The sequence below is a fragment of the Clostridium swellfunianum genome, from assembly GCF_023656515.1.
GTDB classification, from domain to species: domain Bacteria; phylum Bacillota; class Clostridia; order Clostridiales; family Clostridiaceae; genus Clostridium_AT; species Clostridium_AT swellfunianum.
This window is the reverse complement of sequence record NZ_JAMOFV010000006.1, coordinates 2,304,030-2,329,943: the sequence shown is the minus strand read 5'-3', so window position 1 is coordinate 2,329,943 and position 25,914 is coordinate 2,304,030. Positions and strand designations below refer to the sequence as shown.

The 25,914-nt window shown below is 33.1% G+C and carries 32 protein-coding genes, 2 tRNA genes and 1 pseudogene; 33 read left to right on the top strand and 2 right to left on the bottom strand.

The window, feature by feature from the left end:
• Window positions 1-63: 63 nt before the first annotated feature.
• The 5 genes from NBE98_RS11005 to NBE98_RS22600 all read left to right on the top strand — a co-directional run bounded on the left by NBE98_RS11005 (window position 64) and on the right by NBE98_RS22600 (window position 3,159).
• Window positions 64-891 carry an MBL fold metallo-hydrolase gene (locus NBE98_RS11005; protein ID WP_250814988.1) on the top strand — a complete coding sequence of 276 codons (828 nt, stop codon included), beginning with the start codon at window positions 64-66 and terminating at the stop codon, window positions 889-891.
• A 46-nt stretch (window positions 892-937) separates the two neighbouring features.
• Window positions 938-1,348: a peptide deformylase gene (locus NBE98_RS11000; RefSeq protein WP_250814987.1), complete on the top strand. Its 411-nt coding sequence runs from the start codon at window positions 938-940 to the stop codon at window positions 1,346-1,348.
• 43 nt (window positions 1,349-1,391) lie between these two features.
• Window positions 1,392-1,652: a hypothetical protein gene (locus NBE98_RS10995; RefSeq protein WP_250814986.1), complete on the top strand. Its 261-nt coding sequence runs from the start codon at window positions 1,392-1,394 to the stop codon at window positions 1,650-1,652.
• Between the two features lie 485 nt (window positions 1,653-2,137).
• Window positions 2,138-2,620, top strand: coding sequence for an NUDIX domain-containing protein (locus NBE98_RS10990; RefSeq protein WP_250814985.1), 483 nt, complete (start codon window positions 2,138-2,140; stop codon window positions 2,618-2,620).
• Between the two features lie 353 nt (window positions 2,621-2,973).
• A complete protein-coding gene (locus NBE98_RS22600; protein ID WP_432432666.1) occupies window positions 2,974-3,159 on the top strand; it encodes a GNAT family N-acetyltransferase in 186 nt (61 codons plus the stop codon).
• 39 nt (window positions 3,160-3,198) lie between these two features.
• On the opposite strand, the gene NBE98_RS10985 is transcribed toward NBE98_RS22600, so the two are convergent.
• The gene (locus tag NBE98_RS10985; RefSeq protein ID WP_250814984.1) at window positions 3,199-3,405 is read right to left on the bottom strand and encodes an alpha/beta-type small acid-soluble spore protein; all 207 of its coding nucleotides are present in this window, start codon (window positions 3,403-3,405) and stop codon (window positions 3,199-3,201) included.
• 487 nt (window positions 3,406-3,892) lie between these two features.
• Between NBE98_RS10985 and NBE98_RS10980 the strand changes: the two genes are divergently transcribed.
• The 26 genes and pseudogenes from NBE98_RS10980 to NBE98_RS10855 all read left to right on the top strand — a co-directional run.
• Complete coding sequence (locus NBE98_RS10980) at window positions 3,893-4,192, top strand: hypothetical protein (RefSeq protein WP_250814983.1); 300 nt, start codon at window positions 3,893-3,895, stop codon at window positions 4,190-4,192.
• A 32-nt stretch (window positions 4,193-4,224) separates the two neighbouring features.
• Window positions 4,225-5,046 carry a hypothetical protein gene (locus NBE98_RS10975; RefSeq protein ID WP_250814982.1) on the top strand — a complete coding sequence of 274 codons (822 nt, stop codon included), beginning with the start codon at window positions 4,225-4,227 and terminating at the stop codon, window positions 5,044-5,046.
• A gap of 565 nt (window positions 5,047-5,611) precedes the next feature.
• Window positions 5,612-6,034 carry a hypothetical protein gene (locus NBE98_RS10970; protein ID WP_250814981.1) on the top strand — a complete coding sequence of 141 codons (423 nt, stop codon included), beginning with the start codon at window positions 5,612-5,614 and terminating at the stop codon, window positions 6,032-6,034.
• A gap of 410 nt (window positions 6,035-6,444) precedes the next feature.
• Complete coding sequence (locus NBE98_RS10965; RefSeq protein WP_250814980.1) at window positions 6,445-6,879, top strand: GNAT family N-acetyltransferase; 435 nt, start codon at window positions 6,445-6,447, stop codon at window positions 6,877-6,879.
• Window positions 6,880-6,977: 98 nt separating this feature from the next.
• Complete coding sequence (locus NBE98_RS10960; RefSeq protein ID WP_250814979.1) at window positions 6,978-7,202, top strand: hypothetical protein; 225 nt, start codon at window positions 6,978-6,980, stop codon at window positions 7,200-7,202.
• Window positions 7,203-7,254: 52 nt separating this feature from the next.
• Window positions 7,255-7,725, top strand: a complete 471-nt coding sequence (locus tag NBE98_RS10955; protein WP_250814978.1) for a GNAT family N-acetyltransferase — start codon at window positions 7,255-7,257, stop codon at window positions 7,723-7,725.
• A gap of 83 nt (window positions 7,726-7,808) precedes the next feature.
• Window positions 7,809-8,288 carry a DUF4829 domain-containing protein gene (locus NBE98_RS10950; RefSeq protein WP_250814977.1) on the top strand — a complete coding sequence of 160 codons (480 nt, stop codon included), beginning with the start codon at window positions 7,809-7,811 and terminating at the stop codon, window positions 8,286-8,288.
• Window positions 8,289-8,376: 88 nt separating this feature from the next.
• Window positions 8,377-9,087, top strand: coding sequence for a hypothetical protein (locus tag NBE98_RS10945; protein ID WP_250814976.1), 711 nt, complete (start codon window positions 8,377-8,379; stop codon window positions 9,085-9,087).
• A 38-nt stretch (window positions 9,088-9,125) separates the two neighbouring features.
• Window positions 9,126-9,410, top strand: coding sequence for a hypothetical protein (locus tag NBE98_RS10940; protein WP_250814975.1), 285 nt, complete (start codon window positions 9,126-9,128; stop codon window positions 9,408-9,410).
• Between the two features lie 85 nt (window positions 9,411-9,495).
• Window positions 9,496-9,831 (top strand): hypothetical protein, encoded by a 336-nt coding sequence (locus NBE98_RS10935; protein ID WP_250814974.1) that lies wholly within the window; start codon window positions 9,496-9,498, stop codon window positions 9,829-9,831.
• Window positions 9,832-10,203: 372 nt separating this feature from the next.
• Window positions 10,204-10,533 carry a VanZ family protein gene (locus NBE98_RS10930; RefSeq protein WP_250814973.1) on the top strand — a complete coding sequence of 110 codons (330 nt, stop codon included), beginning with the start codon at window positions 10,204-10,206 and terminating at the stop codon, window positions 10,531-10,533.
• Between the two features lie 23 nt (window positions 10,534-10,556).
• Window positions 10,557-10,700, top strand: coding sequence for a VanZ family protein (locus NBE98_RS10925; protein WP_349305985.1), 144 nt, complete (start codon window positions 10,557-10,559; stop codon window positions 10,698-10,700).
• A gap of 66 nt (window positions 10,701-10,766) precedes the next feature.
• Complete coding sequence (locus NBE98_RS10920) at window positions 10,767-11,117, top strand: hypothetical protein (protein WP_250814972.1); 351 nt, start codon at window positions 10,767-10,769, stop codon at window positions 11,115-11,117.
• 172 nt (window positions 11,118-11,289) lie between these two features.
• Window positions 11,290-11,784 (top strand): RNA polymerase sigma factor, encoded by a 495-nt coding sequence (locus NBE98_RS10915; RefSeq protein WP_250814971.1) that lies wholly within the window; start codon window positions 11,290-11,292, stop codon window positions 11,782-11,784.
• Window positions 11,774-12,970, top strand: coding sequence for an anti sigma factor C-terminal domain-containing protein (locus NBE98_RS10910; RefSeq protein WP_250814970.1), 1,197 nt, complete (start codon window positions 11,774-11,776; stop codon window positions 12,968-12,970). Before NBE98_RS10915 ends, NBE98_RS10910 begins: the two co-directional genes overlap by 11 nt.
• Window positions 12,971-13,011: 41 nt before the next feature.
• The gene (locus NBE98_RS10905) at window positions 13,012-13,542 is read left to right on the top strand and encodes a GNAT family N-acetyltransferase (protein WP_250814969.1); all 531 of its coding nucleotides are present in this window, start codon (window positions 13,012-13,014) and stop codon (window positions 13,540-13,542) included.
• Window positions 13,543-13,886: 344 nt separating this feature from the next.
• A tRNA-Glu gene (locus NBE98_RS10900) sits at window positions 13,887-13,961 on the top strand.
• 7 nt (window positions 13,962-13,968) lie between these two features.
• A tRNA-Gln gene (locus NBE98_RS10895) sits at window positions 13,969-14,043 on the top strand.
• A 934-nt stretch (window positions 14,044-14,977) separates the two neighbouring features.
• On the top strand, window positions 14,978-15,367 hold the full coding sequence (locus NBE98_RS10890; RefSeq protein ID WP_349305984.1) for an NUDIX domain-containing protein: 390 nt from the start codon (window positions 14,978-14,980) through the stop codon (window positions 15,365-15,367).
• Between the two features lie 61 nt (window positions 15,368-15,428).
• The gene (locus NBE98_RS10885; RefSeq protein ID WP_250814967.1) at window positions 15,429-15,953 is read left to right on the top strand and encodes a hypothetical protein; all 525 of its coding nucleotides are present in this window, start codon (window positions 15,429-15,431) and stop codon (window positions 15,951-15,953) included.
• Window positions 15,931-16,278 (top strand): transcriptional regulator, encoded by a 348-nt coding sequence (locus tag NBE98_RS10880; RefSeq protein ID WP_250814966.1) that lies wholly within the window; start codon window positions 15,931-15,933, stop codon window positions 16,276-16,278. The genes NBE98_RS10885 and NBE98_RS10880 overlap by 23 nt, the downstream gene beginning before the upstream one ends.
• A 36-nt stretch (window positions 16,279-16,314) precedes the next feature.
• The gene (locus NBE98_RS10875) at window positions 16,315-16,488 is read left to right on the top strand and encodes a hypothetical protein (RefSeq protein ID WP_250814965.1); all 174 of its coding nucleotides are present in this window, start codon (window positions 16,315-16,317) and stop codon (window positions 16,486-16,488) included.
• Window positions 16,489-16,560: 72 nt separating this feature from the next.
• Window positions 16,561-17,619, top strand: coding sequence for a DMT family transporter (locus NBE98_RS10870; protein WP_250814964.1), 1,059 nt, complete (start codon window positions 16,561-16,563; stop codon window positions 17,617-17,619).
• Window positions 17,620-18,042: 423 nt separating this feature from the next.
• Complete coding sequence (locus NBE98_RS10865; protein WP_250814963.1) at window positions 18,043-18,411, top strand: ArsR/SmtB family transcription factor; 369 nt, start codon at window positions 18,043-18,045, stop codon at window positions 18,409-18,411.
• Window positions 18,412-18,475: 64 nt separating this feature from the next.
• Entirely contained in the window at window positions 18,476-18,613 is a 138-nt protein-coding gene (locus NBE98_RS22595; protein ID WP_250814962.1) for a hypothetical protein, read from the top strand.
• 3 nt (window positions 18,614-18,616) lie between these two features.
• A pseudogene (locus NBE98_RS10855) lies at window positions 18,617-20,737 on the top strand (heavy metal translocating P-type ATPase); the annotation flags it as partial.
• Between the two features lie 88 nt (window positions 20,738-20,825).
• Here the strand turns inward: NBE98_RS10855 and NBE98_RS10850 are convergent.
• Window positions 20,826-22,496 carry a M20/M25/M40 family metallo-hydrolase gene (locus tag NBE98_RS10850; RefSeq protein ID WP_250814961.1) on the bottom strand — a complete coding sequence of 557 codons (1,671 nt, stop codon included), beginning with the start codon at window positions 22,494-22,496 and terminating at the stop codon, window positions 20,826-20,828.
• 203 nt (window positions 22,497-22,699) lie between these two features.
• Between NBE98_RS10850 and NBE98_RS10845 the strand changes: the two genes are divergently transcribed.
• Window positions 22,700-23,380, top strand: coding sequence for an ABC transporter ATP-binding protein (locus NBE98_RS10845; protein WP_250814960.1), 681 nt, complete (start codon window positions 22,700-22,702; stop codon window positions 23,378-23,380).
• Window positions 23,377-25,911, top strand: a complete 2,535-nt coding sequence (locus NBE98_RS10840) for an ABC transporter permease (RefSeq protein ID WP_250814959.1) — start codon at window positions 23,377-23,379, stop codon at window positions 25,909-25,911. The genes NBE98_RS10845 and NBE98_RS10840 overlap by 4 nt, the downstream gene beginning before the upstream one ends.
• Window positions 25,912-25,914: the final 3 nt, after the last annotated feature.

Here is a 25,914-nt window from a genome sequence, read left to right as displayed (position 1 = left end):
AAGGTTCAGGAAAGTGGGCATTCAGAGACGGTAAGTTGGTAATTAATTTAGAGGGGGATATTTATGAAGGTTATAACACTATTTGAAAATAGGACTATTTCAAAAGAATATAAGAACAAGCATGGTTTATCGCTCTATATTGAAACATCTAAGCATAAAATATTATTCGACACGGGAACTGATGATACATTTGCACTTAATGCCTGTAAGTTAGGTGTAAAACTAGAGGATATAGACATAGCAGTAATATCCCATGGCCACTATGATCATGGTGGTGGACTAGAAACATTTTTAAAACTAAATAATAAAGCAAAGATTTATATTGGAAAAGGTGCATTTGATAAGCATCTTATAAAACTATTTGGGATTATTAAGTATAGCATAGGTTTGAAGAAGGATTTAAACAATAACAATAGATTTGTGCTTGTAGATGAAATGATGAAAATAGATGATGAACTGATTTTATTTGGAAATGTTAAAGGTGATAAATTGATACCTAAGGGAAATGATAAGCTATTAAAAGAGTATAGTGATGGATTGGCGAAAAAAGATGATTTTGAACATGAAATAAATCTTCTGATTAATGAAAAGGACAAGTATACTTTATTTTGCGGGTGTGCACATAAAGGTATAATTAACATAATTGAGAGAGCAAAATCCATTATAGATAGCAATGTTACTACAGTAATCGGAGGATTTCATTTATTAGGAATGAATGTTAATAATTTAAACACAAAAGAGTTCTTAAACGAGCTTTCAATGCTTTTAGATAATAATAATGTAGAAAAGTATTACACATGCCATTGTACCGGTGAAAAAGCGTATAGTTATCTAAGCCAAAAGATGAGTAAGCTAAAGGAGATAAAAACAGGAACAGTTATTGAAGTGTAGCAGTTCACTGCACCTAGCAATTCGGTATAGATTGGAGTGATATATAATGATAAAACCAATTGTAAAAGATATACTGTTTTTAGGACAAAAATCAGAAAATGCAACTAAAAATGATATAGTAGTAATTGATGATTTAATAGATACATTAAGAGCAAACCTTGAGAATTGTGTTGGATTGGCTGGTAATATGATTGGAGTGAAAAAACGTATATTAGTATTTGCTGTAGGCAACCTTATTGTGCCTATGATAAATCCAGTTGTATTAAATAAAGAAAAGATTTATGAAACTGAAGAGAGTTGTTTATCTTTACATGGCTTTAGAAAAACAAAGCGATATGAAAAGATAGAAGTGGAGTATCTTGATAGAAATTTTAAGAAGCAAAAGCAAGTGTTTACTGGATTTATAGCACAAATAATTCAACATGAAATGGATCACTTTGAAGGTATAATAATCTAATTTGAAGAAAAATAAGTATTTAAAAAAGAAAGAGAGCGAAAAAATGAAACAGTTTTTTAAAGCAATAGAGGAGAAGATAAGAAAGTCAGGATATCCTGGAGAAGTCAGCGGCGAAGAAATCTACGCTGAAATAAGTGATGAGGCCGAGGATCAAGAAGAAGGAAGTTACTTATTCATGAAGAAGCAAAATGATGATATCATGTTTGAATACAGAGTGGATATTTTAGAGGACAATATTAATTTATCAACCCTCACGATACATACACAAGAGAGAAAATACTTTATTGATTTTGATGCTGAATAGATAGCGATATTGGGCATTAAGTATGTTACTGGGAAAATAAAATTGTATTTTAAGAATTTTTGTGATTTTTTTGAATTAAGAAATAGTTTGGTGATAATAACTATGGTGGTATTACACTTAAAGGAAACTTATTTCCAGATAGAAGACCTAGAGATACGTATAGAAATAATAATATTGATGCAATAATAAAAAGAAATTTTGAAATTTTTACATAAATTTAAAGACAAATTTCAATTTATGTAGTTCGGTAAAGTGTAGCTGCAAAAACTACAGATAAAAAAATTCCGTTCATTTTGGCATGAAAAGACTTCCCAAACACATTCTTTCGCCAAGCGCGATGGTGCTAATTCTCAAGAACGTCGGGAGTTAAAAATGTTATATGTAATTTTAGAGGAACAGAGTAACAGCTTAAAAATTTTAATTTGGTTTTATCGAGACACCTGTGTAATATAAGCATAAGACGCTTTTAAATAGGAGGAATTAAAATGAGTTATCATATTAGAGTAAGTGCCCGCGGCATCGTTATTAATAATGATAGGATTTTATTAAATGAATTTGGCGGTGGCGAATATTATAATATACCAGGTGGAGGTGTTGAACCTGGAGAAACTGTTAAACAAGCTGTAGTTAGAGAAATACTTGAAGAATCTGGTTTAAATGTTACAGTTGGAGATTTAATATATGCACTTGAATACGAGCCAAATAATAGCAATTTTGTTTATGGAAAAAAGCCACAAATTAGTCTTGTGTTTCGTTGCTTCTTAAATGGAGATGATAATATTAAACCTCCTTCTGTCCCCGATAGAGATCCTGATAATTCAGCGATAACAAGTGAATCAAAGTGGATATCAATTTCAGAGTTAGAAAACATTAACTATGTACCTCATATACATGAGCAACTTATGGAATATATTAAGACAAATATATTTTCACCAGTATTTATTGAAGAGCCTCTAAATAAAAACTAAGCAAATCTATATATAACAATGCACTCATGCTTGATTTGGCAGTTTAAGGTGAAGCATTTGAAGGAACGTCTTGTGTGCGAAACGTTATCTGTAATTGTCTACAACATTTTCTCAATAGGAAGGCATACATATCCTAGAATCTTAGGTAGTTCTGCTCTCATAGGCTTGTTCTTTTTAAGGCAATACTTCACTAATGAAAATTCTTCCTATCTTGCGATGCAAGAGTAGTCAATTGTGACGCAAAAAATAGATTTTTAACTAGTATTTTTGAGATGAGGACTTAAATAGAAATGTTGAGATAATAGTCCGTGAATATTTGAAGAAGGATTCTGAAAGATAAGTTTATTGGGAATTTGCTGCTGCCTGAATATTGGGGAAAGGGTTACGGAAGTGAAATTGCAGGAGAACTATTACATAGGGTTGATAAGCTAAAGAGTATAAAGCTTGTTACAGCAGTAACAAGCTCTAATAATTCAGCATCTAAAAATATATTGATTAAGCATGTGTTTGTATCAGAGAAAGTATACATGTCAGAATAAATAAGGAGTAAATTATGTTACATTAAAATTTTATCAAAACTATTTATCTACCAATTTTCTCTCATAGGCCTCAACCATCATTTTGGTCATATTGCCACCAACTGGTCCGCCAATATATCCATTTAATTTTGAGCTTCTATTCCCCTTGTAGCCATCATTGAATTTCATACCAACTTCGTTTGCAAACTCAGTCTTAATTTTATCAAGTCCTTCCTTTGCCTCTGGAACTAGTGGTCTTCGACTCATTATCTAACACCTCCATGTCATTATTAGTTTTATATTTTTGTGTAAAGATATACTTAGTAAAATATTCAGTATAAGCTCATTTAAGGAAGTGTAAATAAAATGAATCCAGGTAACTGGCGTTATTAATATCTGCTGTTTTATTTGCTACATATTAGCCATTTTTCTGCACTCGTCAGCGCACATTCAGCATGCATCGATGCAGGACTGCATTTTGTTTGTTACCATTGTTGCAACACCCATTTATATCACTCCTATACAATCTTATAATTCATTAATTATTGTTTATTAAATAACTAATTTTATGCGAGGCAAAATATAAATGTTTAACTTTTTCTGGATTTTTACCATTTGAAATTATTTTGTTTATGAAATAAAATTGCATTTAACTAATATAACTAAAGTAAGTATATGGAAGAATATACTGTTGATGTATAATGTAATTAGTGAGAATTAGTAAGATAAAGCAAACTAAATAGGGAGAAAGATTATGGATAAAAATATTACTGAGGAAAAGATTACCTTTGTACTGCATAAAATCGTTGCTGGAGCAGTTTACCATGGAGCTTTCACATTTTTATTTAAAGTTCAAAACAATGCTTTAAAACTAAAAAGCCAACTTTTGAGTTTACTAGTCTATTTTGTACCGATTTTACTTTTGGGATGGTTTTTTGACATTAATCGGAAGAAAAATACTTGGAAGCCGTTTGGCAAGTATAGTGATGCATTAGAGGTGATAATTATATTGATTACCATGATAGTATTGTATTTTACCATTGGTATTATTTAGATCTATGTTTAAAGTGAATAAGAGGTTTGATTATGAAAAATAAAAACATAATAAAAATGCTGATTTTATCAGTTATAATAAGCTTTTTTATTCCACAAGTTGTACATGCTGATATGGGTCCAAAACCCTCTGTCACGATTTATGTTAAAAATTTTAAAAGTAAATCATATTATTTAGATTTATTAACTAAAGACAGCGGTATTAAATATGAAGACTTTAATACACACCTTTTCTATACTGATGAAATAAAAGAAATGCCATTCTATAAGTATAATGAAAATGGCTGGATGGCTACTCATATTAGGAATTTCCTACTATTTGGAGGTCTCGAAGGACACTATGATGAGAAAACAGAGTTTATGGTTCATAGATTTTCCTATCATGCTGTTCCAAATACCTTTAAAATCATTGTGCAATATGAAAATGGGGATTTAATTGTTAGTAATGTAATTACTCCAGGGCAATTCAATGCTAAGGTATTATTAGATCTAGAGACTGGAAAAGTTACTAAAGTGCCCCAGGTTTCCTATGGATTCTTTTATTTCCTATGTTTAATAGCACTAACTGTAATAATAGAATTACTAATAGCGAAGTTGTTTAAATTTAAAGATTATATATTAATTATTATAGTTAATATACTTACTCAGCTTGTTTTACATTATACATTAGTATCCATGTTTAAAATTATAAGCTACAAAACATGGTATATGGTATTTTTACTGCTTGAATTATTAGTCGTTATTGCAGAGTTCTCTATATATAGCTTTTTTTCGAAAGAATATAGTAAGAGTAAGCTTTTAACATATACAATAATTGCTAATATTGTAACGTTTATAATTGGTTTACTGGCCTAGATTAATTAGAGTTAAAACTATTTTAAATATAAAATTGAACTCAAACTGGAAACAACTATACGAAATATTCTTTTAGATTTAAATGATATGGACTTTTATAGTTCATTTCAAAAAATACAGGGTTAAGTATAGACGAATTTAAAAAGTATATAGAGATATTTAGATATAATGTGACGAGGATGCATGAGAGAAAGAACAAATGACATTATAGCATACACACTTAGAATAATATCTGCTTTGGTTATATTGATATTTATAGTATTTGACGCTAAGTTATAAAATTCTTTCATAGTATTTCCAATAATGATTATTTCCACAGGCATTGTCGGATTTGTAGCAAACAGAAATCACCGTATGCATCCAACCTTATCAACTCCGAAAGTAATATTACTGCAATTATAGCAAATATAATATCAATATTATCAGATATTGGTTTTCTCATATTCTATATTATTTTCACCCAAAGGTGATAATGTAAGTATATGGAGCATTATACAGTTGACGTATAATGTAATTAGTGAGAACTAGTAAGATAAAGCAAACTGAATAGGGGGGAAGATAGGTTTTGAAAAGAATATCTATTATTATCTTGGCTATTTTAATTGTAATAATTGGATGCGAAATCACAGGTAGCTTGAAAAATGCAGTAAATACAAAAGATAATATTAATGATAATGATGAAGTCATAATAAAAGAATTTCGCTCCCACCATGATTATACTAATAAAGAATTAAAAAGCCTGGAAATTAAATATCTTGGTATAGTTGATGGTTATAGAATTTATTATGTTCCTTTTAAAGGTTCATCAGGGGTTTTAAACCCCAACAGTTGGACAAAAGAAGGATATACTTTTCCAGTTGAATGCCAAACTAGAATTATAGGTATAAAATCCTCTAAGCTTTATACTGTTGGTAATCTGATACATGAAACTCAAATCAATATTAAGCAATTATATGATATTTTGCCTGAAGAATATAAGAGGAAATAGATAAATATTAGTAGCTCGGGACGGTTATCAATTTCTTATTCTATAAAGTGAGGCCCTAATATTTTATAATCGTTCCAGGCAGTGAACTTTTCATCTGGCAGCAGAAGAAGTTAACAATATAACTTTTTGCTCTGTGAGAACCTTAGGTCTGTTTTAATAATATAATTCACTTGTTTTGTTGATTCACGACAAAATTATATTTACTATACTACTAAACAGCAGGCAAAACTTAATTGAAAGCTTTGCCTGCTTTTTTGTTTAGCAGTTAAGCCTGTGTTTTATTAAAAGGCAATTCTAAGTAAGTATTTGGGAAAATATGTTGTTAGTGTATAATTAAATTAGTGAATTATTGTAATTAAACACGAATCAACCTCAATGTGATAGTATCGAAAAATATGGGGGGGGATATCATGGTTAGTTTAGAAAAGATAACACCAAATAATTATAGAGAATGTTTGAATTTAAAGGTTACTGAAGAACAAAAGCACTTTGTTTCACCCAATGTACTCTCACTTGCAAAGGCATATGTTTATGATGATGTTGTACCTTTTGCAATTTATAATGAAAGTTTAATGGTAGGCTTTATAATGATTAGGTTTAATAAAGAACAAAATAATAGCTTTATATGGCAATTTATGATAGACGAGAAATATCAATCCAAAGGCTATGGAAGTAAAGCACTTGGATTAGCTATTGAATGGATGAAAAAGAATAGCAGATGCCACGAAATAGTAACTACCTACATAGACGCTAACGATAAAGCTAAGAAGTTGTATGAAAAATATGGTTTTCAGCAGATGGGAGAATTGACAGATGGGGAAGTTGATATGGTTTCATATATTTAGTTCACAATTTTCGTATCATCTTCAGAATAAGAGGGTAACGATGATGAAGAACGGTAATCTTATATGAAACTAACCTATTGTTGGAAGGTGGGGTTATTATGGATAAGTATAAAATGTTATCAATATTTTCTACTATAATGGCAATTATATTATTTGTTCTAATGAGTGTGAATGTAGCTATTGTGTATTGTAATAACCAAAAATATGAAGGTTCCAGTGCTTCAGCAAATGTTGCAATTATAGTGGCTATTCGGTATATTATAATAATTTTAGCTACTCTTATAAACTCCTATAGACTTTGGAAAAAATCAGAAAGAAATTAAACAAAGATTTTTAGTTGCGCATTATTCTTATTTTTTTATTGGGGGAATAGTAATGGAATTAACTGCAGAAAAACTTTCGGAAGAACAAGCAAAGGAGATTTCAAGTTGGAAATATACTGGAGAGTATTCAATATACAATCTACCATCTTGGGAGAAAATGATTGAAGAGAATTATTCATTGACTGACAATGTAAAAAGAGATAGATTCGTAGGCTACATGAATGATACTGGCGAGTTGGTTGGATTTGTAAATCTATTAGATGAAGGAGATACAGTATTCTTTGGAATTGGCATAAAGCCTGACTACTGCAGTAAGGGAATAGGAAAAATGATAACTAAGATGGCTTTAATTGAAAGTCAAAACAGGTTTCCTAATAAACCTGTTATATTAGAGGTTAGGACTTGGAACAAAAGGGCTGTGAATTGTTATGAATCACAGGGCTTTGAAATTATTGAAACAAAACAGCAAAAGACACATATTGGATTTGGCGAATTTTATGTAATGAGATATGAGTTGAAATAATTTTAGTACACTTGGAGTCTTACTGCCTATTTTATTAATTGGAAGAGAGAGGCTTATATAGGAAAATAAATGGAGGGACTATTATGAAGCTAAAACTAAAGCTTAGTATTCCGGTAATGATTATTGCTTTTATTATACTTGTGGGTTGCTCAACCGAGAAAAATAATAAGACAGCTGATTCTAAAGTAGATTCTGCTCAAAGTGTAGTAGTGAATCATTTTCGATATTATAATGAAAAGAATAAAGATAGACTATTAACTACTTTAACTGAGCATTGGAATGCTTCAAATGTAATTTGGGGATTTGAAAATTTAGATAGTATCAAGATAGTAAATATAGAAGAGGAAAAGGATGAAAAAGTTAAGAAAGGGTATTTGAGTAATGGAAGAGGCAGGATAAATGGGACAAAAGAAAATAACGTTAAGGTATATAAAGTTAATTATGAAGTAAAGTACAAAAAAGATGGAGTTGGCCCACAAGATAGTGGGATATATGATTGGTGGTATTTTGTTATAAGAAAGGATGAAAACTCGCCATGGCTTATAGATGACATGGGTGTTTAAGTAGTTTTTGCCATAACTACGATGAAAGCAGGATTCAATTTTCTAAAGAAAGATTTTATTATGAGTTTTAATTTGCAGGAGGACAGTAATGTCAGTTAAGAGAAACAGAGATGGAAGTGTGACCATAAGAAATCAAAATAGTACAGTTGCTATTGGGAGAGTAGTTTCAGCTTCATGTGACAGTTTTAAACAAAAGTATGAACAGTGGGTAGAGGATTGTGCCAGGGTTATTACCGCAAGCACTCACACCTTTGAGGAGACAGAGAAGTCTTTTCTAGAAGAATGTGATACATTGCCAGTATCGCCAGACAATATTCATCTTAATAGCTATAAGTATAGTCTGATTATGAACTATTGTAAGGATAAGCTGGAGCATCAAGCTGCCGATTTTTCCTTTGATATGACTGATGAAGAAATGGAAAAGTGGCATCAAGAAAATAGTGCTATGCAAGAGGAAGTGAGGAAATCGCCTGCTGAACGATTTGGATTAAATATGAGGGGGTATTTGCTGCCCAAAACAGAACGGAATAGAAGCTTTTACGAAGAGGCTCGCCTGGAAGCACAAAAATATATTAAACATTCTGAGGGAAACAGACAGCTGGTTGAGATGTCAGATATATATTTCTTTTTTGAAGATACCACAGAAAATATTCAAGCTAGCGGCGGTGGAAGAGGTTTAATGAATCAGCTGATAATTTTCAGAGGTATAAGTCAGGAGGACATTGACAAGCGAACACCAAGATTTTTAAATTATATTAATTCATTACTTGAAGCTGGAAAGTTAGCTGATTATAGATAAGAACTGTAGGGATATTTTTAAATAAAGGCGGTAAATTTATGAAGTCACTTATATACAGAAATCCAGTTATCTCAGCAATTATTATAAATATTACTTCACTGATTTTATTTATATATTCAATAAGCAAGGGAGAATATGGTTATGTCGCGTTTTTAATGCTTACAGGGGTTATAAATAGACGGATTATTGATAATGGAGAAAAGCTTAATAAACAAAAGAAAACCATAATTATAACCAGTTGTGTTTTAATGGTCATAATTTTTATAGCCTATTCCGTATATAGGCATAATGTTATAAATGAGCAAATAATTAATGGCTTGTAGTTGGTAAGCTTTTTATAAAATTTATTGATTGTAAAATTGCGATATATGGGCCGTTGTAAACCATGATCTAATGGGGAGGGGAATGATGAAAAAGCACTTTATAAAATCAATGCTACTACTTTATTTATTATCAACGTTTGTGTTAATAGGGTGTTCAAATACACCAAGCGGTAGTTCTTATCCTAATGCTTTAATATGGAGCAACATAAGTTATGGGGTCTCATCCACAGAGGTTTCTAAAGATGAACTCGGAAAGCAATTGGGGGAAATAAAACGGAAAAAGGAACCTATGCCAACAGAGAATGGAGATGCTAATGATACACAAGTTGGAAGCAAACTTTTTGAAATTAAAGGTATTAACACAGAAGAAGCTATTGCTGTTGAGAAAAGCGGCAAATTTTATAAGGCCTATAAATTATAATGTCCTATTCAAATAGGCTCCATTAATCAGAAAAATAGGATATTTGAATCATTATTGAGAGAGTGGAGGGGCTTATTATTAAAAAAATTATTATAACTAATATTGTTTTGTTTGTAACCGTTATCTGTACAAAAGTTTGGCAATTTACTGAATTGAAAAAAGTTAACAATGTTAGAACTATAAAAGGAATTGGAACAGACTTCTTTAATATTGGCATAAGGATAAGCGATGATGTGTTAGCCATTATTCCAGACTTTTCGATATATGTTATATTAGCTGGATTGCTTATTAATTTATTTTCTCTGTATAGATCATGTAAAAAAGCAAAACAACATACTAAAAATTAATCAGCATACCAGGAGGAGAAAAATATTGAGTAAAAAACAAAAGTCAAAGGGTTTAAGATTTATAACCTGGGGGTTATTTATACTTTACTTATTAGTTCTTGTATATGTAATTATCCTAAAGGATGGATCGGCACTCACAATGGTTGAGGTTGGCAAACAAATACCCTTTTCTAAAAAAATAACCCAAATAAATTTTACTCCTTTAGTAAATACAATAATCCCATACTTACAAGGTGGACCGGCTATTCGTATCGCATTGGAAAATTTATTAGGTAATATATTTGCATTTAGTCCGCTAGGGTTTTTTCTACCTATGCTATTTAAAAAGTGTGGCAGGTTTAAAAATATTTTTTAGTATCCCTTGGCGCAAGTCTTTTTATTGAGATAGTACAACTTATATTTTATTTAGGTACTTGTGATATAGATGACTTGATCCTAAATGTCTTAGGTTCTCTTTTGGGATATGGAGTATACCGTTTATTTTATAATTTATATAACAAAAGGGTTGAAGTTGATTCATAACAGTAGAGTTCACAATTTAATAAGTATAATTATAATGACTATATAATTTATAATGGAGGGTATTGTGTGAAGAAAGCGAAATTATCCATAAAAAAGAGATCTGTTTTTACTATTATCTTTGTACTTATGTTAGTTGCAGCCTATATAACTAATCCAACAATAGATAAGTATATAAAAGTTTCCCCCATAGGACATTATATGAAGTCTACAAATAGGCAAGGCCGTCTTACATTTGCTGAAGGAAAGGTAGGAAAAGCAATAGTTAAGATAGAGAGAGTGAACTTTTATATCTTTTCAACTTATACACCATTTTTTTATGTTGAATCAGGTGCAACGGATTTAGGTGTGTTTGGTCATTTTATACGGATTTCAGACGGACAGTTTGATTACCCTTGGTGGTTAGAATTATTTGATTAAATGGGGTTTTCAATTCTAGTTAAGCTAAACAAGGGGAGCCGCGCTTCAATGGTGGTTCCCCTTTATAAATGCTTAAAATCAAAATTATTTTAACAAAAGTTCAATATTAAAACATAAAAGTGTAACCTAAGGCTCAAAACATCGTTTGTTAGGTGAAAGGGGTTGTAAGCATGTGATAAATGATCATCTGGAAAAATTATATGTTAAATATCATAGAGAACTTTATCTTTATGCATTTTCATTGTGCAGAGACCATCACCTGGCGCAGGACCTGACCAATGAAACTTTCTTGAAAGCTTTGCTATCTCTTGAGAATGATATACAGCACATTAAATATTGGCTTTTTAGAGTTTGCAAAAACTTATTCCTGGATTATGTTAGAAAAGATAAAGAAATCACTAGTACTGAAGGATTAGATGATATATTAACCTTAAAAGAAACGCCTTTGGACAAGATAATTGATAATGAAGAAAAAAAGCGTATCTACAGATTAGTTTTAAATCTTCGTCCATCCTATAAGGAAATACTAATCCTTTATTACTATTGTGACTTTACCCTTAAAGAAATGAGTGAAACAACAGGCTTGACAGAGGGGGCAGTCAAGACCTTACTTTTCAGGGCCAGGAAAAAATTAAAATCTGCATTGGAGGGTAAAAATGAATTATAGAGAATTATTGGAAAGATATAAAGAAGGTTTAGTGTCTGAGGAAGAAAAGCAAAGCATAGAACATGATATAGAAAGATATGAAGCAATAGAAGAGTATCTATCGGAAGATATAGATATTGCATTTAATAATCTATCTGGAGCCCGGGAAGGTGAGCAGCCTAATGAGGAAACTATAAAAATCAAAAGGAGTGTAAACAGCCGTTTAAGAAGAGTGGTTTATACCTCTGTAGCCATAGTACTGGGCATTTTAATAGGTATATTTTATGTAATATCTCCATTAATAGACAGCTATTTTTATAATCCGGCAAAGGCCACAATAGGTAAAAACACCAGTGACATTAATTTTGATCTATATGCCTTAACAGAATTAAATATGCCGGGACACTCACTGAGTAGTGATGTATATGTTGACAGGAAAGGGTTTGGAAAGTATGATATTGGTTTCTTCCGAACTAATCTTTTCACTCTTGAAAAGAACTATGTCACCACTAAAATAATGCGAGGAAAAAGAGTTAGAAACTATACTGAGATAATTGACGATATTGGCTTTAATTATTTTACAGATGTCAGGTATCCTGCTGTAAGTTCAGAGCAGATAAGTAAGAAAAAACAACGAATCATGGAGCATATTATGCAGTTAAACCCTGTTTCCTACCTTTCAGCCAACCTTGTTTTTGATAAGGATTTAACCATGGAGGAGCTGCATAGGCTTGAAGAAAAGTATCCAGACATTGATTTTATTTGGGCAGGTATAAGAACAGCTCCAGATGACAAGAAAGCTACGGATTTGATTGGTATTAACCTTATTAAAAGCAACACAATAATAACAAGAGAAGAAAGTGTTGAGGAAAAGTATCCTGCTTTTCATATTTTAGAATGGCTTGTTAATCCAAGTGGCCACCAAGGCAGCGACATGTCCCTTGAAGCAAAGGCCTACGAACTCCATTATAAAAGTCTGCTTAAATATATGATTGACAGAAAGGAAGCTGCAAAGGTGCTTGATTCCAGCTCAAATAGATTAGAGTTTTATAAATCAGCCTTAAATTATGCTGAAAATAATGGAACAAAAACCTTTGGAGTACTTGTTTATGCTAATTCCAAGGATTTAATTAAATTAGTAGAAAATGAATCAATAAAATTAGTTGAGCTTAATGAGGTTTTGGCTTCTAAAAAATATATTAAATAAAGGTTTTATTAACTCAAACTTTTTAAAGGAGATATTTAAAGATGAATATAATTATAAGACAGGAAACTGAAAAAGATTATAAGCTCTCGGAAACAGTTGTAGAAAAAGCATTTAAAAATATAGAGCATAGTGACCATAAGGAGCAATTTTTAGTTGCTAAATTGAGGAAAAGTGATGCATTCATACCCGAACTTTGCCTTGTTGCAGAAATTAACGATGAAATTGTAGGGCATATAATGTTTACAAAATTACTCATTAAAGAGGGAGAAAATAGACACGAATCATTGGCATTAGCTCCTGTTTCAGTCTTACCCGAATATCAGAATAAAGGTATCGGCAGCAAATTAATTCTTCAAGGCCTTAAGACTTCAAAAGAAATGGGCTTCAAATCAGTAATTGTTCTTGGGCATGATAAATATTATCCATGCTTTGGATTCAGAACTGCTAGTAAATGGGGTATTAAAGCACCATTTGATGTACCAGACGAATCATTCATGGCATTGGAACTTGAAGATGGAAGTCTTGGTGGTGTTACAGGAACTGTGGTCTATAGCAAAGAGTTTTTTGAATAAGGTAAATTAAGAATTTCTTTCTTCAAAAAAACCAAATGACCATTCAATAATAGGCCATTCTACGAACTCGCCGCGTGGCTAAATCTTGAACTTATGAAGAATGCTGCTGAAATTGGATATTGTCGTTTCCTTTATGCCTCTCGGAACAATTAGGCTTATGTTCAATATATAATTTGCAGTTTTTTGTATGATACACTAGTTTATGAGAGTGATAATATTTAACCTTTTGTAATTAGAATTATTAATATTTTAAATAAGTAATCTCGTAATGATTTAAAAACACAATTAGACGACTGCAAAAATATTTGCTAATATAAAAAGGTAAAAGCTACTAAATTATTAAGGGCTCCTTGGTCAAGCGGTCAAGACACCACCCTCTCAAGGTGGTAACAGGGGTTCGATTCCCCTAGGAGTCACCAATTTAATTGGGGTGTTGCCAAGTGGTAAGGCTCCATACTCTGACTCTGGCATTCGTAGGTTCGAATCCTGCCACCCCAGCCATTGAACAAAACAAAGGATTATAAATACTCTATAAAATGCAAGGTTTTGTAGAGTATTTTTATATTTAAAGATAAAGAAATAGTTTTTGCTTTTAGCAGCATGGGGGGATAGGCTGTGGATTACGAAGCATTTTAACAGACTTTGTTTTGCCAAATGAATTTCATTAAACAGAAGGATACGGGTATAGTTATGGATTTGAGAGAACTGGCTAAGATACATTGGCTAAAGGACTATAAGGAACTTTGCCTCTATTTGGAGACGGAACGGCAAAGAGCGTTATCAGAGAAGAAAATATTACAATAGTAAAATAAAAATAGCATTGAAATATAACCAATGCTATTTTTATTTTTTGCTAAATTGATGAAGAACGGTGAAAGTTATGTATATCTCTTATAGTAAGAATTATCCATTTGCTATATAATAGTGTTAATTCAGACAAGTTTAATATAATTGGAGGAGCTATTGCACTTATTAGAGTTTTGGTAACTATGTATTTTTCGCGAGGGTAGAAATTGATTTAAGATTCAATCGGTATCAACAGTTATATTGTAGTAACGAGAAAAGAAATAGTTGATGAAAAATATTCTTCTTTTTATATTTTAAAATAGCTTGTTAATCCAAGTGGCCATAAAGGTGCTTGATTCCGTAAAGGTTTTATTAAAAAAGCAAGAGGTGTAGAGATGAAACTTGGAGCAACGTTATACATTAAGGATACAGTTGAAGCCGTGGAGTTCTTGTTGCGCTGAAGTGATAATAAATATGGTATATATTGGTACATAACTGTATAGATATCATTTTGATTAATTAACTTGGCGGATTGACTTTAAAATTTGGAGATAACTTGATTAACGAAGATGTTGAAAGGAAGAAAACTATGTTTATAGAAGAAATAGAATGCGGCATTAGAATTGAAGGTATTAATTATTGAGAGAGAATAGGGGCATATGCACTGATTCTAGACTTAGAAGATAAAATTGCTTTGGTAAAAAGAGATAACAATTTTTTTCTGCCTGGTGGTGGAGTTGAAAATGATGAAACCTATGAAGAATGCTTAAAAAGAGAATGCTCAGAGGAACTAGGATACGATATAGAGATAGCTAAATATATTGGGAAGTTATCCAATTATACTAAATCTATAAAACATAATGAGTACCTAAAACTAGTGGGGCATTTTTACATAGGGAAATTGTTAGATAGGAACAATTTGAAAATCGAAGAAGATCATGAACTTGTTTGGGTTCCTATTAATGAAGCTGCAGAAATAATGCAGGAGGAGTTCCAGGCACATGCTATAAGAAAATATATAAAGCAGTATAAGATATGATTTGCTTAGAAATATATCAAGAAAATAAAGAGAAAAAATGGTACTCAATTGGGGGATTATAGTGGGAAAATTAAATAAACGTTCAGTTTTATGGATTGCTATAATTTTGTTAGGAACAGTAGCCTGGCTTGATTTTTTATTTCATAAAGGTAAGGATTTGCAAAATACAGATGAATTTGTTAAAGAGCTAAAGTCTAGAAATTACATCCTAGAAAGCATAGAGGATGTACCGAAAGATAAGGTAAGCTGGTTTTCTGGTAATCAAAAAATGATTAAGAGTTCAAATATGGAGCTGTCAGTATTTGAATTTAGTAGTGAGGAAGAAGCTATAAATGAGGCAAACCGGGTTTCGAAGGATGGGTTTAAAATAAATGCATCTTCCAATGTGGAGCGTAATACTAAAAATGGTGAAGCTGTTTACCTTGTAACATATCTTAGCTGGGGCGATAATCCTCACTTTTATAGAAGTGGGAAGCTGATAGTTTTATATTGTGGAACATCTTTAAAGCTTCAGTATGACTTAAACAAAATACTAGGAAAACAGTTTGCAGGATTTAAATGGTATGTTCCTGGAAGAAAACATTAAGGCACCAAAAAGAAGCAGTTTAGGTTGGGCAGTCGCTGTTGCAGCATGTGTCTTTTTCAAGGGTAGTGAGATATTGGAATTAACCTTTGGCGGCGATACTGAAGATATTATTCGCTCCTTATCTTTTACGAATGATGAGAAGAAATATATTCCAACACTTGGAGGAAAAACCTGGTGGAAGGATATTCAGACTAAAAACGGCTATACAATTCAGCAAAATATAATATCAAATCATTACAGAATTCTGGATAGCAGCTGTAGAAGGGTAGGTTATTCATTCGAATTGGATTACATGCTGCAAAGACTAAAGGAGCTATCGGAATAAAATATTTCTTAAACAAAAATTTATGGGGGTAAAAGTATGAAAAAAAAGCTATTATCTTTAGTTGGACTAATTGTGTTTATGATTATAGCATTTAAGTTAATTACATACTTTAAAAACACTATAAATGCAGATAGAGCTGCTAACTTAGAAGGAGAACTTTATTACACAAAAAGAATCAATGGAACAACAACACTATTCAATAGCTTATGAAGGAACATGATAGTGCACAAGCACAATCACTTTCACAATAAATAGTTTATTAAATAATAAAGAGGTAAAGACATGAAACAAAATTATAAAAAGTATGTTGCTATTGGGCAGGCAATACTGGCAGCAGCATTATTTGGTATGAGTGCACCTTTTTCAAAGCTGATGCTAAAAGAAATACCACCCTTATTTTTATCATCACTTTTATATCTTGGTGCAGGGCTTGGGATGCTTGCAATAGATATTTTAAGGAGATTGGTTGATGTAGAACGACATGAAGCAAAGCTGGAAAAACAAGAACTTACCTATGTTGTTTTAATGGTGCTGCTTGATATAGCTGCTCCTATATTCTTGCTGCTTGGATTAACTAGGACCACTTCCTCTACTGCAGCTTTATTAAGTAACTTTGAAATTGTTGCAACTTCTCTAATAGCTTTTGTAGCATTTAAAGAAGCTATAGGAAAGCGTTTGTGGATTTCTATAGCGCTTATAACTATATCAAGCATAATATTATCTGTTGAGGACTTCGGGAATTTTTCATTTTCACTTGGAGCTATACTCGTTCTTATGGCATGTATATCCTGGGGTCTTGAAAACAACTGTACAAGAAAGCTTTCGCTTAAGGATCCGCTGCAGGTTGTTATCATAAAAGGTTTTGGTTCTGGAATAGGAGCACTAATTATTGCAGTTTTTGCAAGGGAAGTATTATGGAATATCACATATATTCTACTTGCTTTATTACTCGGTTTCTTTGCATATGGACTTAGTATATTCTTTTATGTAACAGCCCAAAGAGAATTAGGAGCTGCAAGGACCAGCACTTACTATGCAGTTGCACCTTTTATAGGTGTAGGAATATCATTTATTGCTCTCTCTGAACCTGTTACTGTATCTTTTGTGCTAGCAGCTATTGTCATGATAATTGGTACTTATTTTGTAGTAGTAGAAAAGCACTCGCACAACCACGTTCATAAATATATGGAACATGAGCATAGGCATAATCACTCAGACGGACATCATAATCATAAACATCCTTATGCAGCTAAAGGGGAGCATTCCCACCCTCACGCACATGAAGAATTGGTTCATACACATGAGCATACTCCGGATATACATCATTCTCATGAACATTAAAAATACTGTAGATATTGGCAACTTTAAGAGGCAGGGTACACAAGGGTTAATACGCTGATAAATCAAATCAACTGCCTTTCCGCTTTTGGATGACCTTGTGAGTAGAGAGAAAAGTCATTGTATAGCTAGACAGTTAAATAAATATTAATCTTTTAAAGCGTCAATAGAGATATTGGCGCTTTATTTATGTGGTCTTAACAGAGAAATGGCTACGGCATAGCTTACCTTAAATTTTACCAAACTCCTCAAATAAATATCAGATCTATAGTGTCGTCTTATTTATCACATAAAAATTAATTTCTAGAAAACCTACTAAATAAAATATTTTTCTATTTTATTGACACAATAATAAGCCTAGACGTATAATGAATATATGAACAATGGTGCATATGTTCAATTGTCAATATGAAAAGGAATGATACTATGGAAGAAAGAACAAATATTGAAAGTTGTAATTGTTCTGCCATACACGAGGATGTAGTTAATAAGGTTAAACAATGTATACCGGAAGAAGAAATATTATATGACTTAGCTGACCTATTTAAAGTACTTGGAGATTCCACAAGAATCAAAATATTATGTGCTCTATTTCAAGCTGAAATGTGTGTTTGCGATATAGCGGCACTGCTTGGAATGACTCAATCTGCTATATCTCATCAACTAAGAGTACTTAAGCAGGCTAGAATTGTAAGAAACCGAAAAGATGGCAAGGTGGTTTACTATTCACTAGATGACGATCATGTTAAGAGCATTTTTGATCAAGGCCTAATCCATATAGAAGAGAAAAAATAGACAAAGGTTGTTACAGCATCAATTGATTATTTTATATGAATTTAGGAATAAGGGGGAGAAGTTAATGGAAATAGAAAATAAGAAAATAGTAAAAGGAAATATAAAGCTAGCACAAACAAGTGCTGGCAGTAAAGCTATGAAAAATACGGGAAATGAGAATGTTATAAAAAAAGTATTAGTGCTTGATGGCGGCGCTGGCTGAGCAAGCTGTGCTGCTAAGATAGAAAGAGAGAGCAGCAACCTTACAGGCGTAAGGTCAGTAGTAGTAGATTTTATGTCCCTTAGAATATTATTAGAAATAGACGACTCAGCTCAAGTAAACAATATTGTTGGAAGAGTAAAGGAAATTGTAGGCAGAATAGAGCCTGGAATGAAGGTTAAGGAAGCTATTGAAAAAAATAAAGCTTCTAAGGCGGAAAAACATCATCATTCAGAGGCGCATGGCCATGACCATGAGCATAATCATGAACATGGCGAAAGCAACAAAAAAGAATTAGTTAAACTAGGCATAGGCGCAGCAATCTTTGCAGTTGCATCCATAATTACCTTTTCTAATACAATAGAGCTTCTTCTTTATCTTATAAGCTATGTGCTTGTAGGTGGTGAAGTTGTTCTAAGAGCATTAAAGAATATAGCTAGAGGTCAGGTTTTTGATGAAAATTTCCTAATGTCTATTGCAACCATTGGTGCTTTTGCTATCGGTGAATATCCTGAAGGTGTAGCAGTTATGCTTTTCTACCAGGTGGGAGAAATATTCCAAGGCATAGCTGTTAGCCGTTCAAGAAAGTCAATTACAGCGCTTATGGATATAAGACCTGATTTCGCTAATGTTAAAATAGGAGATGAGCTTAGAAAGGTTGATCCTGAAGAAGTAAAAATTGGAGATATTATTGTTGTAAAGCCAGGAGAGAAGGTTCCGCTGGATGGCAAAGTAATAGAAGGAAGCTCCATGGTAGATACCTCTGCTTTAACTGGAGAGTCTGTTCCTAGGGAAATAGCAACTGGAGACAGTGTTATGGGTGGAGTTATCAATAAGAATGGTCTTCTAACTATTGAGGTAGAGAAGGAGTTTGGAGATTCAACTGTTGCAAAAATACTAGAATTAGTGCAAAATGCAAGCAGTAAGAAAGCTCCTACAGAAAAATTTATAACAAAGTTTGCAAAGTATTACACACCTTTTGTTGTTTTTTCAGCACTAGCCTTGGCTGTAATACCACCACTTGTTATACAGGGAGCAACCTTCTCTGACTGGCTTTATAGAGCTTTGGCATTCTTGGTTGTATCTTGTCCTTGTGCTTTAGTTGTATCTATACCTCTTGGTTTCTTTGGAGGTATAGGCGGTGCTTCAAAGAATGGAATACTAATTAAGGGCGGCAACTACCTTGAGGCGTTAAATGATGTAGAAGTTGTAGTATTTGATAAAACAGGTACACTTACAAAGGGTGTATTTAAGGTAACAGAAGTAAAGCCACAAAATAATATTACTGAAGATGAGCTTATAACTTATGCAGCTTATGCTGAAAGCTATTCTAACCATCCTATAGCTTCTTCGATTTTAAATGCTTATGGCAAGGAAATAGTTAAGGATGCTATTGAAAATTATGAAGAAATATCAGGTCATGGTGTAAAAGTTAAAGTTGAAGGCAGAGAGGTTTTAGCAGGTAACTATAAGCTAATGGTTAAGGAAAATATAGCCTACGCTAATGTTGAAACAATCGGTACTGTAGTTCATGTGGCTATAGATAAAGAATATGCAGGCTTTATTGTAATATCTGATGAAATTAAAGAGGATTCTGTAAAGGCAATTAAGTCTTTGAAAGCTATAGGTGTGAAGAAAACAGTTATGCTCACAGGGGATAACAAAACAGTTGGAACTAAGGTCGCTGCAGAGTTAGGACTTGATGAGGTTCATACCGAGCTTCTGCCAGACCAAAAGGTTGAAAAGGTAGAACTTCTAGATAGAGAAAAATCATCAAAGGGCAAGCTCGTATTTGTAGGTGACGGAATAAACGATGCTCCGGTTCTAGCAAGAGCTGATATTGGAATTGCAATGGGTGGAGTTGGCTCAGATGCTGCAATTGAAGCTGCTGACGTAGTAATTATGACCGATGAGCCTTCAAAGATTGCTGCAGCTATAAAAATAGCAAAGAAGACAAGAACAATAGTAATGCAAAATATTATATTTGCTTTAGGCATTAAAGCTATTTTATTAGTGCTTGTAGCAATGGGCTTAGGCACTATGTGGGAAGCAGTATTTGGCGATGTTGGAGTTACACTTCTAGCTGTATTAAATTCTATGAGAGCTATGAAAACAGAAAATAAATAATTATGGTAGGTGCAGTCATTATAGTTTGGCTGCACCTTTTTGATTGCTCTTGCTTGAGCTTTAAGAGAGCTTTCTGCAGAGTTACATTTTACTTATCCCACTCCAACAATCTGGAAATAGCATAGTGAAGAATCTCGGGAGTTCTATGGAACAAGTCCTCCTTGTAAACTCTTTCTGTAAGCTTATGATACTCCTTGCCCCAAGGACCTATATTTATGCAGGGCATGGACATAGCTTCTATGTCCTCAATAGGAATGTTGTAAAGAGTTCCAAAGAGAGGCATGCTTCCTTCTAGAGTTTGATGTATAACCTTTGAGTTTTTAACTGAGGTATAGCTTAAGTCAGAAATACCTGTGAAAAAATATTCTCTTGAGTACTGCTGGTTAAAGTTGTTTAAGGTGTAGTCCATAATTTCTTTTGATAAGTTTTTTGCTTTCTCGCTTATATTATCAAGATACATGTTTGCAACATTAGGATAATAGGGTGGAGCAAGACCTATAACAACTCTTGGAGATAAATCATTGATATATTCATAAACAGCTTCTACAAGGTAGAAATTGCTCTCAATCATAGAAAGTTCTCCAGCTTGAATCTTGTTTTCTATATCTATTAAAACTTCGTAGTATCTTTGCTTAAAGGTATCACCATAGGCTTCATAAGCTTCATCGTAAAGCTCCTTGAAGGTTACAACCTTAGCCTGCCAAGGAAGAGGCTCAAAGGGTTTGTTCATCTTTTCTCTGAAGATTTTATATTTCGCATTCATGCTTTCTATAAGCTCTGAAAAAGCCTGCAAGCTAATTTCACGAAGAGACTCAAGCATTGAAGCAGGCTCTCTGTTTAGGGTAAGAATGCTTAGGCAGCCTGCTGCACTAGGCGGCAGAGAAACATCGTACTGAAATTTTCTTTCCTTAAAATAAAGCCAGGTTGGTGGAGGTGATGCTTCGTCTCCAATAAAGTCTGAAAGCTCTAAGTTTAGCTCTGTCTTGTTCACTATTTCTGAAAGTATACTTACAGGGTTGATTCCTTGAAATATCTTTCCAACGTGTGTTAAAAAGCCCTTTACGTAGAAAAAGGGAAGCATCTTTCCAACAGAACCCTCTGAAAGCACTCCAATATCTTTGTTCATCCTCTCGTGAGGTTCTGAATTAATCATCATTAAATAATTAAGGCTATATTTTTCCTTTAGGCCTTTAAGCAATGAAACGGCACTCATCATTCCTGCTGAGAGATTTTCTTCATCTGGCACAGAAATTAGTAAAATATTGCCTTGAAGGCTGGTAAACTGGGCATATCTTTTTAAAAGAGCAAGCTGTATGGACCCACCGGCTTTCATATCAGCAGCTCCTCTGCCAAAGATAAAATCTCCGCTCTCTAGATCAGCTTTTGCATCTGGCAGAAGTGCATCCTTTATTTTCATTAGCTCCTCTTCAAGTTCAGAAGGAGAGTAAGCAAAAGGTTTTAGTGTTCCAAAGTCTTCAATCGGGACAACATCGTTATGATGAATTAAAACTACAGTGTCGTCACCATTTCCTTTCACTAAACCCCAGCATACAGAACGGTCAAGGGCATCATTTTCAATTTTATAAGTACCATAATGCTCTGGATGATTTTTAAAATAGTCAATACTGCTGAAAAAATCCATTAGAAAAGGCTCTATATCTCGTTCAAGCATAGTATTTGTATCGCTTTTAACTTTAACATATGAATAAAAAATGTCTTCAATGTTTTTCTTGATTTCTTCTAAAACTAAATGCTGCATATTCAGGCCGCCTTTCTTTGTATGATTAATAACGCAATTTATATTATATTAACCTATTTTGAGAATGTCTATATCAATGCATAAAAATACATTGTATGTTAAGTAGTTGTAAGTATATTAGTGTATTAGCTACAAAAATATGGTATGATATATATAAACTTTTTTGAATCGTAATTTAGGGTGAAAGAGGGATGTGGGGATTTATGAATTTATTAAGAACTAACCGTTTGGCAAAGACTTATGGTTTTAAGGAAACGGAGGTTAAGGCTCTTAAGCCTACAGATATTTCAATTGAAAAAGGGGAGTTTACAGCAATAGTTGGTCCTAGCGGCTCTGGGAAAAGTACATTGCTTCATCTTTTGGCAGGACTTGATAGGCCATCTTCCGGACAAGTCTTTATAAACGATACGGACATTTACTCTATGGGGGAAAGAGATCTATCAAGATTTAGAAGAAGGAATATAGGCTTTATATTTCAGTTTTTTAATTTGATTCCTATATTATCAGTTGAAGAAAATATTAAACTGCCTCTTTTAATGGACGGCATAAAAGTAGACGAGGCTTACATAAATGAAATTATGGGAACCCTAGATATTAAAAATAGAAAAGCCCATTTGCCTGGGGAGATATCCGGGGGACAGCAGCAAAGGACTTCCATTGCAAGAGCCCTTGCCAATAAACCCTCAATAATATTTGCAGATGAACCTACAGGAAACTTAGACAGCAAAAACAGCAATGAGGTTTTAGACCTTCTTACCATGTCCATAAAAAAATATAATCAAACGTTAGTTATGATAACTCATGATCCAAATATTGCAGCTCGTGCTGATAGGGTCATAACTATAGCAGATGGAATCATTGTGGACGATAAGAGGGTGGTATGATGAGAAGCTTTTGGGGGATAATTCCACGATATATTATAAAAAACAAAAAGCGCATAGCCTTCATGGGAATAGGTATTTTGCTTTCTGTAGCATTAATAGTCTCTTTAAGTATAATACAGGAATCTGTGACAAAAACAGCTTATGAAAGGATGCTTGAGGATTCCGGCGGTTTATATGACATTTCCTTTTTTACAAGAGATTATAAGACCTTTAAAGAGCTAGAAAAGGATCCATTGGTGGAGAAAATATCAATAGCTGCATCAATAGGTACTCATAAAATTCCTGATTCTAAGGTTACCGTAGATATTAAGGCCTATGATGAAAACATTACAGAGCTTTTAAACTTTAAATTAATTGATGGAAGGTATCCAAGCAAAGGCAATGAAATTGCCCTAGAGCAGTGGGTATTGGATGGATTTTCAGAGAAATATAAAATTGGCGATACAATTAAGCTTTCGCACAGCATAGAATACAGAACACTAGATGGAAAACAGCTTCCAGAAGAAGCAGAAAGCGATTTTGTATTAGTTGGAACCTTTCAGCATACAGCTAATCAGCTGGGAAGTAAAAATACAGCAAAAGCTTATATAACTAAAGAGTTTCTTCAAGACAATTTAAAGAACCAAAATCTTGAGTATAGCGGCTATATAATGGTGAAGCCTAAAATTTCTGTGGCAGATGCTTCCATACAGCTTGCACTAACCAGCAGTTATTCTAAGATATTCTTTAGTGAAAACATTACTAAAACCTCTACCCTGCAGTCTTTAAAAAGCCTCAGCCTGATTTTTAAGGTTTTGTTTATTGTTATTGGGGTTGTAGCTAGTATTATTATTTTTAATGTCTTCAATATATCCATATCAGAAAGAACGAAAGAATTTGGAATGCTGAGGGCTATTGGAGCTTCACCTCTTAGGATTAAAGCAATTGTGTTAGGTGAAGGCATAACTCTTGGGGTAATTTTTATTCCATTAGGAATAGTTTTAGGCAGCTTGGCAGTTAAAGCTGTTATAATGATTTCTTCAGGCTACGGAGACTTAAGTGGATTTCTAGATATACCTAGAGGAGGTGCAGCTGCTGCCCTTGCAGTTGGGTTTTTATCAATCATTATGGGAGTGTACTTTCCAGCAGTAAAGGCATCAAGAATATCTCCTATGGAAGCAATAAGCTCTAATAATAATCTGAATTTAAAAGGAAGAAAAATTAAAAGCTCCCTTGAAGGCAAGGGAAAGCTTAGAAAAAGCTTTAAATTTCCAGCTAACATGGCTTACTTAAATATAAATCGAAATAAGAAAAAATTTATAACTACAGTAATTTCCTTATCTATAACTATAATTATGCTAAGCTGTGCAAACTACTTGATTGGCTCTGCAGACCCAATAGCAAGCTTTAAAAAGAGCTTCCCAGGGGACTTTGTTTTACTTTCCTCTGGCAGTTCAAAGGATTATGGGCTAACTGAAAAAGATATAGACAAGCTTTCCAGCATTAAAGGGGTAGAAAAAATTTCAACAGAAAGAAGGTTGTTTTCAAGCGTAGATGTTCCTGGAGAAAGCATTACTAGTAAAGGCATGAAGTATGTGGAGGCAAATAGCAGTAAAAATCCATATTTGAAGGAGCTATTTGATCAAAAGCAATACTTTTTTGAGACAACCACCCTTGGGTATAATGCTGAAGAACTCGAGAAATTAAAGTCAGGCTTAATAGAAGGAAACATTGATGTTAAGAAAATGAAAGAAAAGCAGCTGGTGATAGTGGCTCAGAATCTTAATTATAAGGAATATACAAACCTGAAAGTAGGGGACAAGATTACAATAAACTACCCAGTTTATGATGAAAAGGGAAATTCCGTTAGAGACTCAAAGGAAGTATTCGAAGTAGGGGCTGTAGTTAAAGAGGATGCGGTAAAGCAATTAGATGCTACCACTAGTGTAATGTTTATAGTAAGCGAGGAGGCAATAAAAAACTATCTGAAGCTTGAAAATTATCAGCAGGCTGCTATTACTTTAAGCAAGACTGCTAACAATGAACAAGTAGAAAAAGAAATAAGAGATACCATGAAGCTTTCCAGAGATTTAACTATTAAATCCTTTAAGGAAGAGCTTAAAGCAGTTAAAGAAAATAATATGAAGCAATCCATGATACTTTACAGCTTTATATTTATCATAGCAGTAGTAAGCATAGTTAACCTAGTAAATATAATGTACATGAATGTTATGCTGAGAAATAAAGAAATTGGAATGATGAGAGCCTTAGGCTTTGGAAGCGATGAGGTTAAAACCATGATAAAGTATGAAGGTATATTTTATGGAATTGCAGCCAGCTTATCAGGACTAATACTTGGGGTGCTGCTGACCTATGTAATTTATATTAAGGGAAGAGGCTCCTTCCAGACAGGAATGACTTGGAGTTTCCCCGCTTTAGAAGCAGCAATAATTTTTATCGCAACCATACTTATTACACTCATAGCTTCTATCCTGCCCTCAAGAAAGCTGTTTACATCCAGTATTATCGAAGCAATAAGAGGAGTAGAGTAAACT